24 protein-coding genes are annotated in these 23,448 nt (G+C 34.7%); 16 read left to right on the top strand and 8 right to left on the bottom strand.

Annotation, left to right across the window (positions count from 1 at the left end; genetic code table 11):
* Positions 1-75: 75 nt before the first annotated feature.
* Positions 76-2,997 (top strand): ELWxxDGT repeat protein, encoded by a 2,922-nt coding sequence (locus K6119_RS15130; RefSeq protein WP_221833020.1) that lies wholly within the window; start codon positions 76-78, stop codon positions 2,995-2,997.
* A 36-nt stretch (positions 2,998-3,033) separates the two neighbouring features.
* Here K6119_RS15130 and K6119_RS15125 read toward each other — a convergent pair whose 3' ends face one another.
* Both K6119_RS15125 and K6119_RS15120 read right to left on the bottom strand, forming a co-directional pair.
* Positions 3,034-4,263, bottom strand: coding sequence for a hypothetical protein (locus K6119_RS15125; RefSeq protein WP_221833019.1), 1,230 nt, complete (start codon positions 4,261-4,263; stop codon positions 3,034-3,036).
* Entirely contained in the window at positions 4,260-4,886 is a 627-nt protein-coding gene (locus tag K6119_RS15120) for a DUF2306 domain-containing protein (RefSeq protein WP_221833018.1), read from the bottom strand. The genes K6119_RS15125 and K6119_RS15120 overlap by 4 nt, the downstream gene beginning before the upstream one ends.
* 186 nt (positions 4,887-5,072) lie before the next feature.
* On the opposite strand from K6119_RS15120, the gene K6119_RS15115 reads away from it, so the two are divergent.
* Positions 5,073-6,734 (top strand): hypothetical protein, encoded by a 1,662-nt coding sequence (locus K6119_RS15115; protein ID WP_221833017.1) that lies wholly within the window; start codon positions 5,073-5,075, stop codon positions 6,732-6,734.
* Positions 6,735-6,737: 3 nt separating this feature from the next.
* Here the strand turns inward: K6119_RS15115 and K6119_RS15110 are convergent, their stop codons facing one another.
* Both K6119_RS15110 and K6119_RS15105 read right to left on the bottom strand, forming a co-directional pair.
* Complete coding sequence (locus K6119_RS15110; RefSeq protein WP_221833016.1) at positions 6,738-7,604, bottom strand: LytR/AlgR family response regulator transcription factor; 867 nt, start codon at positions 7,602-7,604, stop codon at positions 6,738-6,740.
* 32 nt (positions 7,605-7,636) lie between these two features.
* A complete protein-coding gene (locus K6119_RS15105) occupies positions 7,637-8,758 on the bottom strand; it encodes a hypothetical protein (RefSeq protein ID WP_221833015.1) in 1,122 nt (373 codons plus the stop codon).
* A 102-nt stretch (positions 8,759-8,860) separates the two neighbouring features.
* Here K6119_RS15105 and K6119_RS15100 point away from each other — a divergent pair, with 102 nt between their 5' ends.
* The 8 genes from K6119_RS15100 (at position 8,861) to K6119_RS15065 (ending at position 14,752) form a co-directional block, all read left to right on the top strand.
* Positions 8,861-10,033 (top strand): molybdopterin molybdotransferase MoeA, encoded by a 1,173-nt coding sequence (locus tag K6119_RS15100; RefSeq protein WP_221833014.1) that lies wholly within the window; start codon positions 8,861-8,863, stop codon positions 10,031-10,033.
* Between the two features lie 28 nt (positions 10,034-10,061).
* Positions 10,062-10,301: a MoaD/ThiS family protein gene (locus K6119_RS15095; protein WP_221833013.1), complete on the top strand. Its 240-nt coding sequence runs from the start codon at positions 10,062-10,064 to the stop codon at positions 10,299-10,301.
* Between the two features lie 11 nt (positions 10,302-10,312).
* Complete coding sequence (locus tag K6119_RS15090; RefSeq protein ID WP_221833012.1) at positions 10,313-10,756, top strand: molybdenum cofactor biosynthesis protein MoaE; 444 nt, start codon at positions 10,313-10,315, stop codon at positions 10,754-10,756.
* Between the two features lie 100 nt (positions 10,757-10,856).
* Positions 10,857-11,606 carry a hypothetical protein gene (locus K6119_RS15085; protein ID WP_221833011.1) on the top strand — a complete coding sequence of 250 codons (750 nt, stop codon included), beginning with the start codon at positions 10,857-10,859 and terminating at the stop codon, positions 11,604-11,606.
* 31 nt (positions 11,607-11,637) lie between these two features.
* A complete protein-coding gene (locus K6119_RS15080) occupies positions 11,638-12,522 on the top strand; it encodes a DnaJ C-terminal domain-containing protein (RefSeq protein WP_221833010.1) in 885 nt (294 codons plus the stop codon).
* On the top strand, positions 12,519-12,821 hold the full coding sequence (locus tag K6119_RS15075) for a chaperone modulator CbpM (RefSeq protein WP_221833009.1): 303 nt from the start codon (positions 12,519-12,521) through the stop codon (positions 12,819-12,821). The genes K6119_RS15080 and K6119_RS15075 overlap by 4 nt, the downstream gene beginning before the upstream one ends.
* A gap of 34 nt (positions 12,822-12,855) precedes the next feature.
* A complete protein-coding gene (moaCB, locus tag K6119_RS15070; protein ID WP_221833008.1) occupies positions 12,856-13,770 on the top strand; it encodes a bifunctional molybdenum cofactor biosynthesis protein MoaC/MoaB in 915 nt (304 codons plus the stop codon).
* Entirely contained in the window at positions 13,757-14,752 is a 996-nt protein-coding gene (locus K6119_RS15065; RefSeq protein ID WP_237828035.1) for an MBL fold metallo-hydrolase, read from the top strand. The genes moaCB and K6119_RS15065 overlap by 14 nt, the downstream gene beginning before the upstream one ends.
* 2 nt (positions 14,753-14,754) lie before the next feature.
* Here the strand turns inward: K6119_RS15065 and K6119_RS15060 are convergent, their stop codons facing one another.
* A complete protein-coding gene (locus K6119_RS15060) occupies positions 14,755-15,486 on the bottom strand; it encodes a T9SS type A sorting domain-containing protein (protein WP_221833007.1) in 732 nt (243 codons plus the stop codon).
* Between the two features lie 87 nt (positions 15,487-15,573).
* Positions 15,574-16,581 carry a T9SS type A sorting domain-containing protein gene (locus K6119_RS15055; protein ID WP_221833005.1) on the bottom strand — a complete coding sequence of 336 codons (1,008 nt, stop codon included), beginning with the start codon at positions 16,579-16,581 and terminating at the stop codon, positions 15,574-15,576.
* Between the two features lie 115 nt (positions 16,582-16,696).
* On the opposite strand from K6119_RS15055, the gene K6119_RS15050 reads away from it, so the two are divergent.
* The 5 genes from K6119_RS15050 (at position 16,697) to K6119_RS15030 (ending at position 19,925) form a co-directional block, all read left to right on the top strand.
* Positions 16,697-17,203 (top strand): GbsR/MarR family transcriptional regulator, encoded by a 507-nt coding sequence (locus K6119_RS15050; protein WP_221833003.1) that lies wholly within the window; start codon positions 16,697-16,699, stop codon positions 17,201-17,203.
* Positions 17,204-17,205: 2 nt separating this feature from the next.
* Complete coding sequence (locus tag K6119_RS15045) at positions 17,206-17,718, top strand: hypothetical protein (RefSeq protein ID WP_221833001.1); 513 nt, start codon at positions 17,206-17,208, stop codon at positions 17,716-17,718.
* Between the two features lie 62 nt (positions 17,719-17,780).
* Positions 17,781-18,563 carry a fatty acid desaturase family protein gene (locus tag K6119_RS15040; RefSeq protein ID WP_221833000.1) on the top strand — a complete coding sequence of 261 codons (783 nt, stop codon included), beginning with the start codon at positions 17,781-17,783 and terminating at the stop codon, positions 18,561-18,563.
* A 10-nt stretch (positions 18,564-18,573) separates the two neighbouring features.
* Positions 18,574-19,056 carry an SRPBCC family protein gene (locus K6119_RS15035; RefSeq protein ID WP_221832999.1) on the top strand — a complete coding sequence of 161 codons (483 nt, stop codon included), beginning with the start codon at positions 18,574-18,576 and terminating at the stop codon, positions 19,054-19,056.
* The gene (locus tag K6119_RS15030) at positions 19,029-19,925 is read left to right on the top strand and encodes a TIGR01777 family oxidoreductase (protein WP_237828034.1); all 897 of its coding nucleotides are present in this window, start codon (positions 19,029-19,031) and stop codon (positions 19,923-19,925) included. The genes K6119_RS15035 and K6119_RS15030 overlap by 28 nt, the downstream gene beginning before the upstream one ends.
* A 1-nt stretch (position 19,926) precedes the next feature.
* Here the strand turns inward: K6119_RS15030 and K6119_RS15025 are convergent, their stop codons facing one another.
* Positions 19,927-21,777: a SpoIIE family protein phosphatase gene (locus tag K6119_RS15025; RefSeq protein WP_221832998.1), complete on the bottom strand. Its 1,851-nt coding sequence runs from the start codon at positions 21,775-21,777 to the stop codon at positions 19,927-19,929.
* A gap of 170 nt (positions 21,778-21,947) precedes the next feature.
* On the opposite strand from K6119_RS15025, the gene K6119_RS15020 reads away from it, so the two are divergent.
* Positions 21,948-22,187, top strand: coding sequence for a hypothetical protein (locus K6119_RS15020; RefSeq protein WP_221832997.1), 240 nt, complete (start codon positions 21,948-21,950; stop codon positions 22,185-22,187).
* A 27-nt stretch (positions 22,188-22,214) separates the two neighbouring features.
* Here K6119_RS15020 and K6119_RS15015 read toward each other — a convergent pair whose 3' ends face one another.
* On the bottom strand, positions 22,215-23,408 hold the full coding sequence (locus K6119_RS15015) for a hypothetical protein (RefSeq protein WP_221832996.1): 1,194 nt from the start codon (positions 23,406-23,408) through the stop codon (positions 22,215-22,217).
* Positions 23,409-23,448: the final 40 nt, after the last annotated feature.

Genomic DNA, 23,448 nt, shown 5'->3' with positions numbered 1-23,448 from the left:
ATCAACTGAGAATATGATAAGGCTCATATAACATTCTCTTATCTATTTGAAACTTTGCGGTAAATCTTGATTAACATGAAAGCACTTTTTACCTCAATCATCTTGTCTGTTTTAGCATATTCAACATATTCACAAGTAGAATTAGTTAGCGACTTAAATACAATTGGTGACGATAGTCAACCTCATTCTTTCATCACGGTTGGTGGTAATACCTTCTTTATCGCTAATGATGGAATTCATGGCAATGAGCTTTGGATTACAGATGGAACAGCCGCCAATACTTACATGCTGAAAGATATTGCCTCAGGAGCTACATCATCCTTTATTTCCAATATGACAGCTTTTACAAACGGCAAGTTGTATTTCAGAGCAAACGACGGCATTAATGGCTATGAGGTATGGGTAAGTGACGGAACAGCAGCAGGAACTGAAATATTTATGGATATCAATCCAGGAAGTGCAGACAGTAACCCAGACTACCTTATGGTAGCTGGTAGTTCAATGTATTTTGCTGCAGACGACGGTGTCAACGGAAAGGAACTTTGGAAATCAGATGGCACAATTTCAGGAACAAATATGTTATTGGATCTTAAGGCCGGGGCACCAAGTTCTGATCCAAAATACATTTCATATGATGGTTCTTCATTAGTCTATTTTTCTGCAGATGACGGATCAGGAATAGGTGCTGAATTATGGAAAACAGGTGGAACTGTCGGCTCTACTGTATTAGTAAAGGACATTCATCCTTCTTCTTCTTCATTTCCTAAGTACATGACTAGTGTTAATGGACTAATGTTGTTTGTTGCTGACAATGGAACAAATGGTAAAGAATTATGGAAAACTAATGGCACAAGTGGAGGAACGGTATTGGTAAAAGATATTTTTTCAGGTTCAAGTAGTTCTAATCCAATTTGGTTTACAAGCATTGGAAATAAGCTCATTTTTAGCGCATATAATTCTACATACGGAAGTGAAATATGGTCAAGTGATGGAACAACAGCCGGTACAATAATGCTTATGGATGCCCAAGCAGGTAGTGCATCCGGATCACCTCAAATACTAACCAAATTTGGGAATCAATGCATTTTTTACATAAACTCATCAACATATGGTTTGGAAGCATTTAAAACTGACGGAACCGTAGGAGGAACAACAATACTAAAAGACATAAATCCGGGTACAGCAAGCTCAAACGCTACAAGCTTTCGGGCAATTGGTTCAGAAATCTATTTTTCTGCAAACAATGGAATAACAGGAAAAGAGCTATGGAAGTCTGATGGCACTTCAGGTGGAACCGTTTTAGTTAAAGATCTTTACACAGGAACTGGAGATGGTAATCCGGCTTATTTTACGCAATGTGCTAATGGAAATATTGTGTTTTCAGCATTGAATGATTACGGTTATGAACTTTGGGTAACCGACGGGACTGAAAGTGGAACTAGCTTTGTACTTGACATCAACACTGCTACAGAATCTGCATATCCTTATAATTTACATGCTATTGGAAACACCTTATTTTTTGTCGCTTATAATGGAATCATTGGAGAAGAATTATACAAAACCAACGGTACTTCATCTACAACTGATCTTGTAAAAGATATTTTACCGGGATCTTCAAGTTCATATCCAAATCAATTTATTGAGTTCAACAATAAGCTTCTATTCACAAGTAATGATGGGACAAATGGAAAAGAACTATGGATTTCTGACGGTACGACATTAGGAACAAATATGTTGTTTGATTTCAATCCGGGTATTGGAAGCATATTTGTAGATGAGATAGTAATCATGAATGGGACAATTTATATGACTATATATGAAAACACATATGGTCATGAACTATGGAAAAGTGATGGAACATTAGCTGGAACGGAAATAGTAAAGGATATTAATTCTGGAGTCGCTAATGCAGATGTCCAAGAATTAACTGTAGTAGGCAATACATTATATTTTGCTGCTAATGACGGTATGAATGGACAGGAATTATGGAAAAGTGACGGAACGGCAATAGGAACAACTATCGTTCAAGATATTTATCCGGGCGCTACAGGTTCCAACCCTACGAACTTGGCCAATTTTAATGGGACACTAGTATTTTCTGCCAATGAAGGAACGGATGGATACGAATTATGGAAAAGTGACGGAACTATTGCAGGCACAACACAAGTTACTGAATTACAAATTGGTGTCGCAAGTTCTTTTCCAATTAACATGACCGTAGTTGGAAATCAATTCTTTTTTATAGCAGATGATGGAAACTATGGAGAGGAGTTATTTGTGAGTGACGGAACTGCGGCAGGTACTATCCAATTGGCAGATATCAATGTTGGAGCAGGAGGATCGTCTATTAACTTAATGACCAATGTAGGAGACTCACTTTTGGTATTTACTGCAAATGATGGAGGAACTGCTTATGGAAACGAAATTTATGTTTCAAATGGTACCTCAACAGGCACAAGTTTGTTGAAAGATGTAAATCCGGGAAGCTCTCCGAGTGAAATTTCATATATAGTTACCGCAGGGAATCATATATTTTTTAATGCCAACGACGGAAGCAATGGTAAAGAACTGTGGCAATCTGATGGGACATTGGCGGGAACAACTATAGCAGTAGATTTGTTTCCAGGCGCAACCAGCAGTGAAACAGCTTATTTGTATGGCTTCGGAAATACAGTTTATTTTACCGGAAATGATGGTGTACATGGAATCGAACTTTGGAAGTATACTGTACAATCAAGTAGTATAGAAGAAAATGAGACTGAAGATTTCAACTTCTCAGTTTATCCAAATCCAACAAGTGGATTTAGCAGTGTTGTTTCTGAAAGTAAAATAGAATCAATAAATGTATTTAGCCTTGAAGGTAGAAATGTTCTTAAGGTGAATAATTTATATACAAACAAATTCGACCTGGACTTATCCCATTTAAATGCAGGAGTATATGTAGTACAAATTCAGTCAGGAAGTACATTCTTATCTAAGCAAATCATAGTTAAGTAGGTATTATTTTTAGGAAAATATAATCAATACTTGCTACTATAAAAGTCTATCCACCATTATCACCAAGGTGATAAAGTTAAACTCCATTTGACTAAAAGAAAAGGAAGACTGGGGTGCGGTAATCAATTTTAAGTTGGGATACCATCTCAAAGTTGTACGCAAGTAAAAGGATTGTAAATGATCTGGTCTGATGTCCCATCCAAAAACAACTCCTGCAGCTAATTGTTCCTTTTTATATGTTTTAGAGTCTTGAATAGAAGATTCAGTCAGATTTAACCATTCATATGATCCACAAACACCTATAAATGGCACAAAGCCATGATAATCAAACAAAAATTTGGTTGTTTCTAATGCCAAAGATTGTCTTTTAGCTAATTGAGAAAGCCCAAATCCTTTTTGTTTAGACCTAATTCCCCTGAATGCGATATTAAAATGCATATCCGGTTTAAACCAATAATAACCTATTCCTAATTCTGCAAAAAGATTACTAAACCTGTGTTCATGTATGTATGGGCTATTTAATGTATTGTGATTTGACTCACCGATAAAAATTGATGAAGATGGACCGGCGGATAAAGTAAAACCACTTAATTTTTTCAAAACACTTAGCGTATCTGTAAGTAGTTTAGTTCTGCCACTTTTCCAATTTTCTTCTGCCCCTAGTGTTGAATCAAATATCCATTTAACTCCAACATTCACATTTAATTTGGGAGTTGAAACAGCATGAAAAGTAGAAATAGAAGTTGCGTATTGAAATTGATTATTAAAAACATATTGTCCACTTAGTTCAAATAAAAAATTCTTATGTGAAAAAGAAACGCCGCATCCAATTGGATACTCATGTTGATATTTACGAGAACCTTCAACGGTTCCAAAAGAAGATGGGGCCCAGGCTAGCTCAACAAATGGTTTCAGTTTATGATGTTCTATTCTCCATGGATAGAATTTTGCTCCCGTTTCCACGGATCTACGATACTTAGATTCTCCAATACTAAATGTGGGTATTGAGATGTAAAAATCAGCATGACCCCAAAAATGTGTGCCACCAATTACAATATTCTGTTGAAATTGCACATCCAATGATTCCTGAACCCAACCAGATTCTACCAATCGATAGGCACTGGTTCCAAGAGGCAAATAGACCTTTGATTCTAACCCCAAGTTTAATTGAGCAAATCTATGTCTGGTATTACCTCCTTCTATATAAACTTGAGCAGAAATAGAGTTGGTAAAGAGAAATACAAAAAGAGATAAAAATAGCCTCATACTTTTGCTTTGTTAGGTACATACTTTTTAGTCCAAATTTGAATTAATGGAACCATAATTACCGTAGGGGCGAACCAAACTATCCAAGCAGGTTCAACAAATCTGATATTTACAACAGCAAATGCTGTTACTGCTCCTATAAAAGACCCTATCATAAGGCCAATGTGTCTGGCTAACCATTTGTTAGCTGCAATTTTTTGCTTGTGGACACCGTAGAAAAATCTAATTTCATTTATTGCCAACAAAATAGATAATGCACCAAAACCTATTAACACCACATTTCCGGTAGTTATCATGTATGTTCCATTTACTATAAAAACTACAAGCAAGATGACTTCTAAAATGTTGATTGGTTTCATTTTCTTACGAACAGATAACCATCCGGCAGAAAGTTGATATAAGACAAAGACATTTATTAAAAACAGAAATGGAATATTCTTGGCAATTGAAAGATAAAAAGCAGAGAATGCAATCGTCAACATTGACCATGTGTAAATTTTACCAAAAACCTTATGCTTTTGATCTCCCTTTTTTCGAATAAAAATGATAATTCCCGCCAACAATGCTAAATGTCCTGCAGCAATGTGTAGAATAATAAAAGTGTAATACGCTATATTTTCCATTTGATTGATTTTGAACAAATATTTGCATTGAAATAGTGTATTTCCAAAAAGGTTTGGCGATTGTCAAGGTATTTTGGTGAAGGTCAACCTTCAGGGATCAATTACAAAGAAATAATGTGAGTGACAAATCAACAATTAGAACTCTGTAACATTTGAAAATGAAACAAAAACAAATTATTGTCTCTAGTGACTAAGAAAAGAGAAGATGAAAAATCTATCTTTAGATACCCAAAAGAATATTCAATGAACGAAACTTCTTATCAAAAATGGCTTAAGGTACTTTTCTATCTTACATTGATAGGATTAGTAATCCCCATTTGGCAAAGCAAGTTTTTCGTGACCAATGATGGACCATGTCATCTTTACAATTCAGCTGTTTTAAAAGACTTGTTTTTGGGAAATCACACTGAATTTTATGCTAATTATTACACCCTTAATCCTGAACTGGAGCCCAATTGGTTTACTCATGCCGCTTACACTTTTTTACAATTAATTTTCCCTCCATTTCTAGCTGAAAAAATACTAATGTCCGCCTATTTGTTTGGATTTGTGTTTTCTTTAAAACAGCTGTTACACACAATTGGAAAAGACAAAGCTTATTGGCTTTTAATGTTAGGGATGCCTCTTTTGTATCAAAAGATCTTTTTAATGGGATTTTTTAACTGTGCCTTCAGTTATATCTTTTTCATGATGGTGCTCAATTACTATCTCAAAAGAAAGGACAAATTAAAGTTCGGTCATGGTTTGCTAATCATGCTACTACTCGTCATAACTTATTTTACGCATCCAATGGGTCTGTTTTTAAGTATTGCTTGTATTGGTGCTATCTTTTTGTATGAATTCTTTAGTGATGATTTTAGATCAAAAAAAGCGCTTTTGGCTAAAGGTAAAAAGTCATTGATATTACTTCTTGCCATTTTGCCCTCAGTTATATTAATGCTGAGTTATATGCTTAGATCAAATCAGCCAAGTCAAGAGCTTGCTACTTCCACTAAAGTATTATTCCATCAACTAATAGAGGGTAATTTTTTGTTCAACTTTAACAATTCAGAAAAATTGATCGCCGCAATTTTTGCAGCTACATTTGGATTGGCATTTTTTACAGCAATCTACTTCAAATACAAAAAAAGGTCATTTAAAATGGGAGATGTTTTTGGGATCTTATTCCTACTGCTCGTGCTCCTTTATTTTAATCTTCCGGGGTATGTTGCAGGCGGTGCATTTTTTGTTGAAAGACTTCAGTTTATCATATTTTTCATTCTCCTTTTCTGGTTAGCAAGTATTGAAATTCCTTTAAAACTAAGATTCAGTTATGCCGCTTTGGCCTGTGCGGCAAATCTTGTATTAATGTGTATAAGAATACCTACAACTCATAAGATGTCCAAAGCTGCGGAAGAAGTGTTAGAAGCTGCTCCTTTTATTAAAGATGAGTCAACTTTATTGCCATTAAGTTACAATCACTCTGGTTGTACCACAGATGGGGAATTAATTGCAGATCACTTTTGGGTGTTTATGCATATTGGAGATTACATTGGAACAGAAAAAGCAGTAGTTACACTTGGTAATTACGAAGCGAATACTGGATACTTCCCGCTTAACTACAAAGACGAGAAAAATCCCTTTGCAAATTTGGGAAATATTGAGGGTCAACCTCCTAATCCGGATTTATTGGAATACCCCGAGAGAACCGGAGGTACTATTGACTATGTATTATTGTTTTGTTATCAAGATAATATGGCCGATATTGATGATGTTGCACGGACTTTTAATGTCTTGAATACTCATTACGAAAAGATTTTTACCTCCTCAAACGATCGTGCTATACTTTACAAGCACAACGATAAGTAATTGTCAATTTTTACTAAAATAAGATTTGACAAAATCATTGTATTTTCTAGAAACCGGAATTTCTTGACTAGCACCTTGAATATGCAGTCTAAACCCTTGCGCATTACCACTTACATTATCAACTTTAGATAGATTGACAAGATAGCTTCTATGACAATGGAACAATTGATCTTGATCAGACAAGTCTATTGCTATTGAACTCAAGGAATTTCTAATAATTTTCTTCTGAATCTGATCATTCCCATCCAAATAAAAAACCGTTACATAGTTATCTGCCGATTGTAAGTAAAGTAAATGATCAACACTCAATTCCACATCCTCGTTGGCATTTTTAGATTTAATCAAAATCATCTGCTCTTTAGGCACTAACTGTATCTCTTTGATGTGATCCATAATCACCCGTGATTCCTTTTGATACTTGCTGTTATCTCTTCTTTCTTGAAGAATAAAAACAAATCCCACAGGAAAAACACTCACCATCATTGTTGTAGCAAAAAACCAAATCAGATTTCTCCATTCAAATCCATCTAAAAATGTATATGAAAAGTAAAGACTGTTTAGCAGAGCAATTACCCCAATGTGAATCACAGTCCATAAAATAGATAATCCCACATTCCAATTTTCTTCACAAACTTTTTTTACCAGCAATGGAAGAAAAATTAAATCCAAAACAAGCATTGCTCCTGTTGTAATTCCGCCGAATGTAAGGCACACCATCAACAAATCCCCTTCTACTCCTTCAATTTGAAACGGTCTGAATAAATAAAGAAAAAGAAAAACAAACAGCCCAAAGAGCACGGCCATTTTAACCCAATACATTGGACTTGTATCTGAATAAAATGGTCTCTTTAAAATTTGGATGAGGTTCATGTTACGAATTTACATGAAATCTCATTGCAATTTTATGGGATCAAAAAGTCAATTGTAATATTTGCCGTTGCAGTACTTTCAGCATTCAAGTTTAGCGGAACATCAAAATTACTGTTCATATAATCACCACTAGAGAATGAAAAATCACCATTTTCGTCATAAATAGTATTCACGTAATAGTTTCCCGGATGCATGTAATTAAAAACAAAAGATGACGGATTATTTGCTGAAACAAATACATAACGCGATCTATAATCCAGATTTTGTGGCTGAAAAGTAACACCGCTAAAAAGTGGTTGCGTGGTAATCAAGATTAATATCTTTTTGGTTGCACTTGGTGATGCGGGATTAGTAATGTTGATATTAACAGTAGATTCACCTACATATGGCTGTTCACTTTCAGGGTAAGGATCTCCAACATTTCCATAATAAACAGCTTCTCCCGCTCCATCAAAAACAGTTGAAAAGTCCTTTACCTGTTCTTTTTTAGGGTAACCAAAACTATTAATGGCATTTTGAGCAGATGAAACATCTCTTAAATCTGCGTCCCATTTCATGTGTAAAGTGGGTTCAGAAAGTGTTTGGTATTGATTGGTGTATGTTCTCATTTTGAGGCTATCCTGCTTAAAAACCAATTCAACATATGCTCTTGTTTTTCCACCAGCCGGATCTATAAACCTGTAATAACTATCTGTTCCACTATCATCCAAACTATCTACAATCAAATAAGATGTTCTGATGCTTCCTGCGAATCCACCCCCATTTCTAAAGGCAATTTTATATGCACCATCATGTTTCACGATAAAATAGCTCATGAAAATATCGTTCAATGAATCCAACTCGTTTTTTGCTGAAACTTGTGCCGCAGAAATGGGTCTAAAATCTACTATCCACTCCGGGTAACTCCCTAATGCGGTTGTGCTAGTTACAGGACCATTCCAAATACCCGGTAATTTTGACATGATAGAATACCCCATCACAGTAGAAGAATCTGTAATAGGTGGAACAATGACAATTGTATCAAATTCACAACTACCATCATCCTTTTTTGCTTCAGAATTGTAGTTTGTTGCATCTGGATCTGTGCACCCTTTATTTTTACAAGAAATTGCAAAAATTGTCAAACAGATAACTAAAAATACTTGAGATTTCATAGAGATTTAATAAGGTCTAATATATTTAGTTTACGCAATTCGTGCAAATAAATTGTTTGATTCATCCAAACTCCTTCGTCCATTTAAAGGTATATTTGTAACATGATCTCAGTTGATGAAGCAATAAGGTTAGTAGAAGCCAATATTTTAGTGTCGGACAAGGTTAATATCCCAATACAAAAGGCTTTTAACTTAATTCTTGCAGATGACGTGCTTTCACCTATTGATATGCCTCCATTTCCGCAATCTGCAATGGATGGTTATGCTGTCAATTTTGATGATAATTATTCATCCTACAAATTGATTGGTGAAATACAGGCCGGAAGCAGCCAACAGTTTGAATTACAAAAAGGAGAGGCTGTTCGTATATTTACCGGTGCTGCTGTTCCGCTAACTGCCAACATGGTAGTGCGTCAAGAAGATGTTACTGTTAATGATAGCGAAATCAACTTTATTGTTCCGAAATTAAATGCTAACATCCGACCTCAAGGTGGACAAATAAAAAAAGGTGAACTGGCTTTACTTAAAAATACAGAGCTGAATCCTGCTTCAATTGGTTTTTTGAGTTCTTTAGGTATTGTTGAAGTACCCGTATTTTCAAACCCTAGAATTACCATTTTAACTACCGGTAATGAATTAGTAAAAGCGGGTAATGATCTAGCATACGGTCAGGTTTACGAAAGCAATTCAATCATGTTAGAAGCTGCTTTTGCACGTTTTGGTTATTCTCAAATTTCGCACAAAGAGATTCGAGATGATTATCAAGCAACTTTGCAAGCCATTGAGGATGCTTTGACCTCATCTGATTTATTGGTTTTATCCGGCGGGATATCTGTTGGAGATTATGATTTTGTAGGTAAAGCCTTAAGAGAATTGGGCGTAAAAGAAATCTTTTATAAGGTGAATCAAAAACCCGGAAAGCCATTGTTTTTTGGAACCAAGGGAAATATTCCAATTTTTGCCCTTCCTGGAAACCCTGCAGCAGCCTTAACTTCTTTTTATGTTTACATCTTGCCTTCTATTCGTAAATTGAGTGGTTTGGGGTTTAAAACACTTGTAAAAGAAAAGCTGTTTTTAGCACACGATTATCACCGAAAATCTGATCGAACAGAAATACTGAAGTCAACAATTAAAGACGGTAAAGTTGAAATATTGGATGGTCAAAGTTCTGCTATGCTCAAATCATTTTCACATTCAAATGCACTTACATTTATCCCCGATACAACTACAAGTTTAAAGGAAGGAGATGAAGTGGATGTTTTGATAATTGAATAAGTGATTTTCTAATCCGTATCTTTAACAAATGAAATTAAAACTGGTTTACTTCGCGCAAATTTCTGATATCACAGGAAAATCAAAAGAGATAATTGATCTGGTAGAGGGAAACACAACTGAGGATCTCACCAAACTATTGGAAACTATGTATCCTCAATTGATTAATTCAGTTTATAAAATTGCAGTAAATCAATTACTGATTGTAGATAAGGTTGAATTATCTGAAAATACCGAAGTTGCTTTATTACCGCCCTTTGCCGGAGGATAAAATTTATAATTATGTCAGAATCACAATACAAAAACATATTCGTAGAAGGAGCAATAAGTGCTGAAAAAATAGCAACTTCTATTGCGCATCATCAAGTTAAAACGCAGATAGGTGCCCATGACATTTTCTTAGGTCAAGTACGTGCTGATGAAATTGACGGAAAAGAGGTTCAAGCTATTGAATATACAGCATATGACGAAATGGCTTTGAAAACTATTCACGAGATTAGAGAAGCTGCATTTGAAAAATTTGACCTTACCTGTATGCATATCTATCACAGTAAAGGAGTTGTAAAATCAGGCGAAATTTGTCTTTTTGTTTTTACTTCATCCGCTCACCGCAAACCTGCAATGGACGCCTGTAGATGGATAGTAGAAGAAATAAAGGAAAAAGCACCAATATTTGGTAAAGAATTATTTGAGGATGATTCATACCAATGGAAAGTAAATCAATAAGTTAATAGTGAAGTGACATTGGAAATGTCATTTTAAAAATTGATGAAAGTCATTCATCAAGCATTTTTATGGCTGTACTTTTGAATAAAATTAGTACACCATGACGAACACTCTAATCTATTTGAATTTATCCGATTTGTGGGATGAGCTTTTAAACAGTAGAAACTCGGATAACCAAACCGTGTTTAACAAACTAATTGCAGACTCAACTCCAGAACTGAGAAAATACATAGCTAGACGTTTAAGAGTAAGCATTAAAAAAGGAAAGCTTCCAGCTAGAAAATATAAAGTTGACGATTTTGTAAATGAGCTTTATTTGGCTGCTTATGATAAAATCACAGATTTTACTTCTGCCCAACAATTTGGGAACTGGTTGTACCAAAAAACAGATCAAATTTTAGAAGATACGATTGTAGATGAAGAATTTGATGATTTCTTCTTTCAGAATATTGAGCAATATACTTCAGACGAGTGGAAGAGCATGGAAGAAAATTATTACATGGATGCAGACGGTGATTATATAATGGCAGAAGAATTGAATGATCCTTCTTATCCTGATTATGAATATCAATTGAAAGATGTTTTTGTAGATAATGATCAGGATGCACTTATTCAAAAAATAAGTGATAAATTAACTGAAGAAGAAATCAATAAACACATCAAATTGGTTGTTAGTAATCTACCTTTTGAAGAAAGAGTTGCTTACCAACTTTCAATTATCAACCGCTTAAAAGATGTAGATATTGCATCTATTACCAAATCTGTAGTAGAGGACGTTTCTTCAAAAATTAAAAATGCTAAAGACAAAATTGTGAAGAGTTTTCATAGCAGATATGTATATGAAAGTTAATCCATTTTAAAATCAAAGAACAAAGTGCTTAATGGCGTACATTGATTACTACAAAACACTGGGTGTTTCAAAAAATGCTACTCCGGATGAAATAAAAAAGGCCTACAGAAAATTGGCAAGGAAGTATCATCCAGATGTCAATCCTAATGACAAAGAAGCAGAAAAAAAATTCAAAGAAATAAATGAGGCCAACGAAGTTCTGAGCAATCCAGAAAACCGTGAGAAATATGATAAATACGGCGAAAACTGGAAACATGCGGATGAATTTGAGAAGGCCGGAAGATCTTCAGGAGGTCAACAACAAGCCGGATATGAACAATATTCAGGAGAGGATTTTTCTGATTTTTTCAGCTCTATGTTTGGGGGAGGATTTGGTGGAGGAAAAAGCAGAAGTTCAGTCAAATTTAAAGGTCAGGATTACCATGCTGAATTACAGTTAAACTTAACAGATGTGTTTGAATCACATAAACGTACCTTAACTGTAAACAACAAAAATATTCGCCTTACAATTCCTGCAGGAGTAACTAATGGTCAAGTAATTAAAATCAAAGGCAAAGGTGGTGCGGGAATGAACAACGGTCCTTCGGGAGACCTTTATATCAAGTTCAATATTGTAAACAATACCTCTTTTAAACGAGACAAATCAAATTTATATTCTCAGGTCAATCTTGATTTGTATACCGCTTTATTAGGAGGAGAAATTACGGTGAGCACTTTTAATGGAAAAGTTAAACTCAAAATAAAACCTGAAACTACAAATGGCACTAAAGTGAAGCTGGCAGGTAAAGGTTTTCCTGTTTATAAAAAAGAAGGCAAATTTGGAGACCTATTCATTACCTATAATATTGAACTCCCTACCAAATTAAGCGATAAAGAGAAGGAATTGTTTGAACAATTAAAAGCACTTAGAAAATGAAAAAGGAAGGATACATAGCCGTAGCACATTTGTGTACTGTTTACGAATTAGAATCTAGCTTTTTCAGTGCTTTGAATGATCATGATTTAATTCAAATAGACATTATTCAACAAATAGAATACATCCATGACGATCATATTGATCGATTAGAAAAGATTGTTCGTTTACATAGAGAACTGGATGTAAACCTTGCAGGAATTGATGTTATCTTGAATTTGCTTGAAAGGGTAAATGAAAAGGATGAATACATCATACAACTAGAAAATAAGCTAAACAATATTGATGACTCATCATTGTAAGTTAGTCTGTAGAAATGACTAATTTTAGCTTAAGATGGTAGATATCACAGCTAAAACAAATACTTTAAGAATTGCTGTAGCACAGGCGATTTTAAAGGTGAGTTCTCAAGATACAATTGACGCAATAAAGCAAAACAAGGTTCCTAAGGGAGATGTTTTTGAAATGTCTAAAGCCGCAGGTTTACTTGGCGTAAAAAAAACACCGGACCTACTTCCCGATTGTCATCCAATTCCAATTGAATTTACAGGAATTACGTACGAAATTGAAGGCTTATCGATTACAATCAATGTAACGGTAAAAACAATATATAAAACAGGTGTGGAAGTTGAAGCAATGCATGGTGCAAGCGTAGTGGCTTTAAACATGTACGATATGCTTAAACCTATTGACAAAGGCGTTGAAATTGGTTCAATTAAATTGCTTAGTAAGAAAGGTGGAAAATCTGATTTTAAGGACAAATTTATTGATAGCAGTCATTTAAAAGCAGCTGTAATTGTTTGTTCAGATACAATTTCTGCAGGACAAAAAGAGGATAAGGCAGGAAAGGCAATTGTAGAAAAACTGAAGTCATATAATATTGATGTAATTGCATACAATATCATTCCAGATGAGAGAGATGATATTAGAAGCAAATTTGAGTCATTTGTTCATGAAAAAACTAACCTCATCATTTATACTGGAGGAACTGGCTTATCAGTAAGAGATGTTACACCTGATTCACTGGAAGATTTGATTGACAAACGAATTCCGGGTGTGGAGGAAGCTATTCGTTCATATGGTCAAGAAAGAATGCCTTTTGCTATGTTGTCAAGAAGCTTAGTGGGAGTCAAAGACAATTCTCTACTCATGTGTTTACCGGGATCAACAAATGGAGCGAAAGAGAGTATGGATGCTGTTTTTCCTTTTATTTTACACCTTTTTGGTATATTGAAGGGTGCAAAACATTAAACCAAAGCTACTCCTGTATTTTTCCTGGCTTTTTTTATTTGCCTGTGAAAGTACCGACTCATTTGAAAATAATGTTGAAGGTAATCCTCAGCCTATAACCTCAATAAATCCTGTTAAAACTAGCAGTATTGTTATTCTGGGCACTTGTCAAGATGCCGGTTCTCCACATATTAATTGTCAAAAAAAATGCTGCGCTACTTTAAAAGCCAATAAAGACAATAGCAGGTTGGTGGTTAGTTTAGGGATAGTTGACACTGATAAAAAACAGAGATTCCTAATTGAAGCTAGTCCTAACATGAATGAGCAGATATCTGATTTACATAAACATGCAGGTTTTGGAGAGGACGACATTCCTGACGGAATATTTGTAACACATGCTCATATTGGACATTACACTGGATTAATGCAGCTAGGAAAAGAGGGCTGCAATGCGCAAGGTGTCAAAGTGATGGCTATGCCAAAAATGGTGAATTATCTGAGCAGTAATGGTCCCTGGGATCAATTGGTGAACTATCAAAATATCAAATTAATTGAACTCAACAACAGACAAGCATTTGCTGCTAACGAAAATATCTCTATAACTCCAATACAAGTTCCACACAGAGATGAGTATTCTGAAACTGTTGGATTTCAAATCACCGGTCCAAACAAATCTGCTTTATTTATTCCGGATATTGACAAATGGGACAGATGGGAAGACAATATTGTAGAGTGGGTGGCCAAAGTTGATTATCTGTTGATTGATGGTACCTTCTACGACGAAAATGAACTTGACAATAGAAATATGAATGAAATACCTCATCCATTTGTTGTAGAAAGCATGTCTTTGTTTGATCAACTTTCTGACAATGAAAAAGACAAAATATATTTCATTCATATTAATCACAGCAACCCTCTGTTAAATGAAGAAAGTGCTGAATACAAGAAAGTAATATCTTCAGGATATCACATTGCTAAAAAAGGAGATGTACTTCCTCTTTAGCCTTATTGTTTTACAATTTTGATTGTCTTTCTTCTGCCTTCCTTTGTTGTTAAAGCGGCAAAATAAATTCCCTGAACAAAATCCGCAGTGCTCATCTCGGTTAAATTGCTCTCAAAGTGAACTCTTTGTCCATTGATATTGAACACTTCAACTTGATACTCGCCAATTGGATCAATTACCTTTAAAATATCCTGGCTAAAAACCATTCTGTTGTTTAATTCAAATGATGCACCTATGCTGGCACCTGTATTTACAACAGCATCAATTTTAAGGTTGTTAAAAACAGCTTGTCCGGGTGAACCGAAAGTTCCAGCTATTTTCAATTTTAAATAAAAATTGGATACTTGTGGATCAAAAGTAGGAACGATTACTGAAGACATAGAAAACCCAGATCCCCATGTTCCACTACCAATTTGAGTGTAAGAAACTCCATCAGTACTATGTTCTATAGATACCGTAGCATTCTCACATGTAGCATTCAAGTAAATATCAATGTCATTTGAATTGATATCAAATTGACGATACATTTCAATTGTATAACTGTCACTTGTGTTTCCATTAAATGTATAAAGGTAAATACCATTTACACTAGAACTTGTCACATTAGAAGTTACAGGAGTGGACCATCCTGTCCATCCATCACCATAAGTTTGCCCGGTAGTATATTCAGTAGTCTGGGCAAAAAGAGTTGCGGAGATCAATAGAGATCCCACTAGAGCGTATAAGTTTTTCATTTCATTGTTTTTTGAGACATCCTAAATATAGGTACTCAAATGAACAAATCAACGAATGTTGATAAAAACAAATTGTTAAATGTGAATCTATCCTGCAATAATCTTAATTGTTTTTCGTTCGCCTACTTTATTTATCAAGCTAATAAAATAAATTCCTTTCATCAATTCAGAGGTGTCAAATTCCTGCAAATTTTTCTCCTGATGAACTAGTTTTCCCATTACATCATAAATACTAACTTCATATTGACCCGTAGGATTAAGTACACTTAGATTTCCTTGATAAAAAATCATTTTATTAGACACTTCGTTTTCCTCAATTCCACTTGGCGCATTTGTTACATTGATCGTAACCTCATTTGAAGTAACTATGGCTCCTCCAAAATCACTTACACAAACAATATAATATGTACCTGCAGCTACAAAATTTGGTGTATATGTTAAACCGGTTTGTGAAGGTCCAAAAGAAACGTAACCCGAACCGGAAACCGTTGAATACTTCCATTCTCTTGAAGTTGCAGCTGAAGGTGATTCAGTTGCTGTCAATGTATTACCATTAGCTCCAACTAAAATATTTTGAACTCCTCCAGGAGTGACGTTAACGTCATTCACAATCACACTTTCAATGTACATATTGTTTAATATTGTTTTTGGAGGACTTCCAACTACACCTTCCACCTTTACTCTCAAGTAAAAATCTCCTTGTGAAGGCGTATAATTCAATAGTGTCAATGTCTGAGTTGAATTTGCTCCCCATGATTTTGATGCCACTAATGTGTAATTAACGCCATCCGTACTGTATTCCATTGAAACCAATGAACTTTGGGTGGTAATATCCATGTACATGTTTAAAGGAGCATCTGTTATGCTAAATAATTTTGTCACTGTTAAGTCATAAGCACTTCCATTACCTGATAAGGGGAAGTTCCAAGAATTATTACCCATAATATTGGGTGCTGAAACATTGGGACTGCTGGATACAACTGTCCAACCGGTCCATGCATCTGTGTACGTTTGTCCCGTAGAATAAATGATGTTCTGTGCGACAAGCGGCAAGCTTGCTAATAGCAAACTAGCCATAACTAATAGTCTCTTCATGGTATAAACTGGTTAATCTGTTTCTATAAGTTACGCAAATAGCAGACCAAAAACAAAATTTTTATTTATTTTCATTTTTTATTGAAAGTTTTGAAATATTTAATACATTTGGATTATGAAACTAGAAGAAGCTAAAATGGAATTTGTTCAAAGCTGGGGCTCTATTGGCAGTTCGTGGGGCATTCCGCGCTCAATGGCACAAATTCATGCACTACTTTTGGCAAATAAGGATCCACTTTCAACTGAGGATGTAATGGAGAAAATCAGAATTTCTCGTGGAAATGCAAATACAAATTTGCGAGAATTGATTAATTGGCAGCTGGTTTCTAAACAAAACAAATTAGGGGAAAGAAGGGAATTTTTTACAGCCAATTCAGACGTTATGATGATGGCTCAAAACATTGTTCAAGAACGTAAAAAAAGAGAATTACAACCGGTAATGGAGTTATTAGTGAAACTTCAAAACGAGGAATTGGAAGGAAAGGAAGCAGATGTTGAACACTTTAGAAAATTGATGATAGAGTTAGATGACTTTATCAAACAATTGGATCAATTATCAGAAATCTGGCTAAAACTAAAGGATAACTTTTTCTTTAAAAAAATGATCAATATAATGGGCTAAAAATGGCAAGTATCCAGGAGAAAATATTACCTAAAAAAGTATTTATTTCACTTTTCTTTATACCAATGGCGGTTCCGTTTTTTGGATTGTACATTGATATTCTTCAAATTTTTGATGGATTCTTAGGAGGAGGCGGATTTGAGACTTTTTTACTGATGTCAACCCTTGGACTGGTTTACGGTGCTATCATTTGGATTCCAACAGTATTGCTTTGTTTGGCGTTTGAAGCAATTATCCTTACCAATATGCGAACTAGACAGGCCCTGTTTGGCGTTTTAGCTGCTGAGGCTCTGATAGCTACTTTTCTTATTCCTTATTTATTACTTGGAGATATGGGATTCTTTGGGTTTGGAAATGAATTAGTTATCACCTTAGGTTTGGCCGTATTTACTACTCAAGGACTTAGAACCTGGTATTTATTGCATAAGGGAAGAGTATTTACAACTGATCAAGTAAAAGCTGAAAACACTGACCTAATTGATGACTTTGACATGGATGATCAAGAGATAAACTAATATTTTTTTCACGAATACTTTCATTTTTTTCTGAAAGTTTTGAATTAATTAAAAATTAAGCTATGAAAACAACTGAAATTAAAAAATCCGTCCATTGGCATGATCTCACTAATTTGAGTAAAAAGGAAATTTTTATTGAAAACTCCATTACTGTTCCCTGGTTTGTTGGATCTCTCCTTGCTGCACATTATCAATTGTATTGGTTGGCATTGCCCTTGTCATTTTTTTTCTTCTTAACGGCTTTGCGTCAAGTACATAACGGCTTTCACAATTCATTAGGCATTAATAAAAAACTCACTGAAATCAATTTACTACTCAACAGTGTATTAATGTTAGCTTCTATGCACGCCGTAAAATTTAATCACTTACGACATCATAAATACTGTCTAGGTGAAAAAGACTATGAAGGTAAATGTGCAAGATTGAATTGGTATCAAGCAATTTTATATGGCCCGATTCACATATTTAACCTCCACTATTTCACTTTTAAATATGGTAACCATCAATATAAAAAATATGTCATCCTTGAATTAAGCTTGATCGCGATATTTATTACAGTGGTTTTTGCCTTACAGATTAAGGTTCTTATATACCACATTTTAACCATGTTCCTAGCAGAATTTTTCTCTGCATTTTTTGCAGTGTGGTCTGTTCATCATCATTCTGAAGATCAACCTCATCAAGCTAGAACCCAGCGAACCAAATGGAAGAACATGTTAAGTTTTAATATGTTTTATCACATGGAACATCATCTTTTTCCTGCGGTTCCAACAATTAAAATGCCCGAATTAGCAAGAAGAATTGATAAGGCATTTCCTTCAATGAAAACAAAACAAACATTTTAAAATAAAAGTTATGAGTACCATTCATTTAACCACCAAAATAAATGCACCTATTCAAAGGGTTTTTGATTTGGCGCGTAGTATTGACCTTCATTTAATCTCATTTGAGAGAACCGGTGAAAAAGTAATTTCCGGAAGAAAATCAGGGCTTATTAATGAAAACGAGTATGTAACATGGAAAGGAAAACACTTTGGAATTGTGCAAACCTTGACCTCAGCCATTACTCAGATGAAATTTCCGCATTCATTTGAAGACAGAATGATTAAGGGGCCTTTTGCAAAGCTAGAGCATCAACATCTTTTTGAACAAAAAGGAGAACAGACAATTATGACTGATGTTTTCAAATTTGACTCTCCACTTAAACCACTTGGTTGTTTGGTAGATCAATTGGTACTGCGAAAATATCTGTATCAACTATTGACTAAAAGAAACAACCTAATTAAAGAATACGCTGAAGACGAAGAAAAATGGATACCAATATTAAACATATACTAATTGCCGGAGGAACCGGTTTTTTAGGACAAGCGCTTGAAAATTATTTCACTGATAAAGGGAAAGAAGTCAAAATATTAAGTAGATCAGGCAAAGCAGAGAACCACATAAAATGGGACGGAAAACAACCAGGAGATTGGCTGGCTGAAATTGAATGGGCGGATGTAATAATCAACTTAAGTGGCAAAAGTGTTGATTGTAGATACACAGAGAAAAACAAGAAAGCTATTTTAGCATCTAGAATTGACAGTACCAAAGCCATTTGTAAATCAATTACTATGGCAGACAAGCCTCCACAATTGTGGATTAATGCAAGTAGTGCCACCACCTATGTTCATTCTGAATCGCAACAAATGACAGAAGACGAAGGAATTATTGGTGATGATTTTTCAATGAATGTTTGCAAGCAATGGGAAAATGAATTTTTCAATTGTCAATTGGATCACACAAGAAGAGTAGCCATAAGAACTTCCATTGTTTTAGGAAATAATGGAGGAGCTTTTCCTAAACTTAAAACAATAACGAGATGTTTAATGGGTGGTAAACAGGGAAATGGACAACAATACTTTAGCTGGATAGAAATAAATGACTTCTGCAAAGCAATTGAATTTATTATCAATCATCCAGAAATAGTTGGTCCTATAAATGTAACAGCACCAAATCCGGTAAGAAACTATTATTTAATGCAACAATTAAGGAAACATCTCAAGGTTCCATTAGGAATTCCGCAACCCAAGTGGTTATTAGAACTAGGTGCAAAGATTATTGGCACTGAAACTGAATTACTATTGAAAAGTAGAAATGTGATTCCGGAAAAATTAACAGAAGTAGGGTTTAAATTTGAACACGAGAAAATAGATGATTTCTTGTAGACTAAACCCTTACACCTACAACACAAACATCATCAATTTGTTCAAGATTTCCTCTCCAGCTTTCAAAGGCAGTATTAATTTGCTGTCTTTGAGACTCCACACTGTTTTTAGAACTTGCAACCAAGAGATCTTTGAATTGTTTATACTTAAACTTCTTCCCTTTTGGACCTCCAAATTGATCTGCCATACCGTCTGTGAACATGTATAAATGATCACCTTTAGACAGTTTGATTTCATGATTAGTGAATGGCTTAGTTGTGATATGTCTACCAACAGGCTGCTTGTCTGCTTTTATTTCATGAATCCCTTCATTTTTCAGCAAATACAATGAATTGTTGGCGCCTGCATACTGCACCATATTTGTCTTCTTGTTTATTGAACACAGACAGATATCCATTCCATCAGACACTTTTAGATTTCCTTCATCCAAAGTTTCAATAACCAACTCCCTCGTCTTTTCTAAGATTTTTGCTGGTTCGGTTAATCCAAACTCTCTTACGCTTCTATTGAGTGAATTATGACAAACTACAGAAACCATTGCGCCCGGAACACCATGACCGGTACAATCTGCCACTGCTAATAAAATGGTATCATTCAAATCAACCATCCAATAAAAATCTCCTGCTACAATGTCTTTAGGTTTGTATAAAACAAATGAATCCGGAATACAGCTATCAAACTTTTGTTTGTCAGGCAAAATAGCTGTTTGAATACGTTGTGCGTAATGAATACTGTCAATTACCTCCTTATTTCTTTGTTCCGTTTCATCTTTTGCTGCCTTTAATGCTTTTTTGTACGCATTGTTTCTCTTCACATAAGAATAGATGGTGTAAGCAGCAAATATTAGCATTCCTATTACCAAGAGACAAAATGCTAGAACTATATTTTTGGTAAAACTGCTCTCATCTTCGGCTTTAGCAATTTGCTCATTTAACTTAGCATTTTCCTTGGCCTCCATGCGATCAAATATGCCTTTAATTTGATCCATGATCTCCTTGTCTTCCTGAATAAGCTTCAACTCTTCAATTTTAATCTCTCTCTCATTAGCCAATTCACGTTCACGAATTCTACTTACTCTTTCTTCAAGATTAATTTGATTATTGTTGGATGTTTGGTTTTGATTAGTAGTATTCTCAACTTGTGTTTCGCTACTAGATTCTGCAGATTCTTCAGTATTCACTTCAGTATCATTTGTAGTAACTTCAGTTGATGACTCCTCATCTTTCCTACTCTCCCATTTATCTTTTAATCTTTTAAAGAAACCTTTTTTGTCTTCTTCCTTTTGCTCTGCCGTCTTTTCTTCAACCTTTTCTGCATTGCTATCTGTAGTATTTTCACTGCCTGAATTATTGCTGGTAGCTACATTTTCATTAATGGTTTGATTGGAAGTTTTATTATTACCGGTCTTTTCAAGGTTTTGAATCACCTGATCCAATACGCGATCTACCCCATATTGCTCTTGTAAAATCAGCAAGTCTTCAAGAATAACAAACTTATTCTTAGTTAAAACATCTAAAGAATCAACAAGTGCAAGACTTTCTTCATTTCCTTTAGATAATTCACGAAGTTTTTGAATTTTTTGGTCAACAGCAACTGAGTTCTCTTCAAACTCTTCCAGGTAAGCAGGATCTTTGGTTAAGCTATAAGACTTAACACCATTTTCCGCATCTGATAAATCATAAACCATTTCTTTCATGATAATCAGATTCTCATCCTGGCGAGCCTCTTCAGTAATTTCATTGATGATTTGACGTAAATTGAAATATACTAAAGCTGAAATGCAAGAAACCGCTAGCACCACGAGGACCAGCATACCTATTACTTTTTTCTCGAATGAGGTTTTCTTTAACATTTGCAAATTTGAAAGGCGCCACAAAGATCGTTAAAAAAAAGTCTCAATCTTTTGTAGAATCTTGAAAAAGTATCACTTAGGCTAAAAATATAAATTAATATTGTATATTTAATTGAGTGCCGCGTGGTTGGTGTGAAACTTTATAACTTAATTATTGCAATTATTTAATAATGTCATCTAAAAAAGCAATCTACTATGGAGACCATCCTCACTTCAAAGTAGGTAAATCTAATCAGTTTTATCAGCAAGGATATTTCTTTTATAATGGTGTATTTTACTTCTACGAAGAAGACAATCATGAAAACACTTATGTGGTAAGTGAAGTTGCTGAGAATCTCGACGATTTTATTGATTACGCTGAAGAAGCTGATCTGGAAGTTCCGGATAGGTTTTGGGAAAGTGTAGAATAAGATTTTAATCTTAACAAACATGTTTCGCTATCGAATAAATATTCGGTCGCTTAGGATTCCTTTGTCTGATTTTACCCTCCAAACAAACATACCTTTAAGATGATTTGGAACCTGAACAGCCGTACCATCTGCATTGACATTCATTACTTTTCTACCACTCAAATCATATAATTCAAAATCAAATTGATTAAGAGATGTAGTGAAATTTATGGTGTTTTCAATATTACTATAATAGGCTTGCAAATAATCATTTGACTGAACCGGAATAGTTGCTGTCTCATCAAAAACTATATCCATCATTATCGGTAAATGATCAGAACCATTGTAAAGTGCATTGGCAACACTATCCGGTACAGAACTGTTGCTGCCGGCGTTAACAGCATCATTAAAGTGATTTCCATCTTGTCCTAAAGGCTTATACGTATTGGATAAATAATTAATTCCGTTTTGATTGTTCATAACATCTTCTGATACAAAAATCAAATCAAATCTATCATCCAGTCCACCACCTGTCCCTCCACCAATTGAACTATTTCTAGTACTCTGAGTATGCCAATCGGCAAAATTATAATCACCAGACCAGTTACCTATTGCGTTTACAGGATCAATTAAGGGAACATCACCACTGTTTAGCATAGATTGACATCCGGATTCATAACCTGAATAGAAATTGAAATCACCTCCAACAAATACATTTTCTACATGATCTGCAATTGAATTCAAGTAATATTTTAGCGTTAATGCTTCCTGATTTCTTTGCTGATAATCATTTACTCCGGCTTTTAAATGACATGAAAAGAACCACATGTAAATTGTATCTGTTACAGCTGTTAAATTGGGAGCCTTATAATACATTTGGTACACAGATATATCTCTCAAAGAAGTAGCCAACTGCATTTGATCAACCAATCCCAATTTGTCTGAATTATAATACAGGCAATTGTCTGTATCTACACCATCAATAAACTGAGCTCTTTGATAATGAGAAGTTCCAAACACATTCAAAGATTGATTCAATATTAAATCTGCTCCGGTTTCATTATCCAATTCATTAACAACATAAACATCAGGCTTGGCATACTGTAAAACCGTTCTATAATATGAAGTTCTTGATGCATTTGTACTTGGAAAATTCAGCAAATTGTGAAACATGATCCTAAGAGAATCTTGTCCAAAAGAGATGGTGCTTAGCAATAGAAATATTAAGCTGAGTTTTTTCATTGTGCCGGACAAAGATACAGAAAGCATCTATTTAGTTCCT

The sequence above is a fragment of the Paracrocinitomix mangrovi genome (assembly GCF_019740355.2).
In the GTDB taxonomy this organism is placed as follows: domain Bacteria; phylum Bacteroidota; class Bacteroidia; order Flavobacteriales_D; family Crocinitomicaceae; genus Paracrocinitomix; species Paracrocinitomix mangrovi.
The sequence above is the reverse complement of the archived record's forward strand: the minus strand, read 5'-3'. Positions and strand labels throughout refer to the sequence as shown.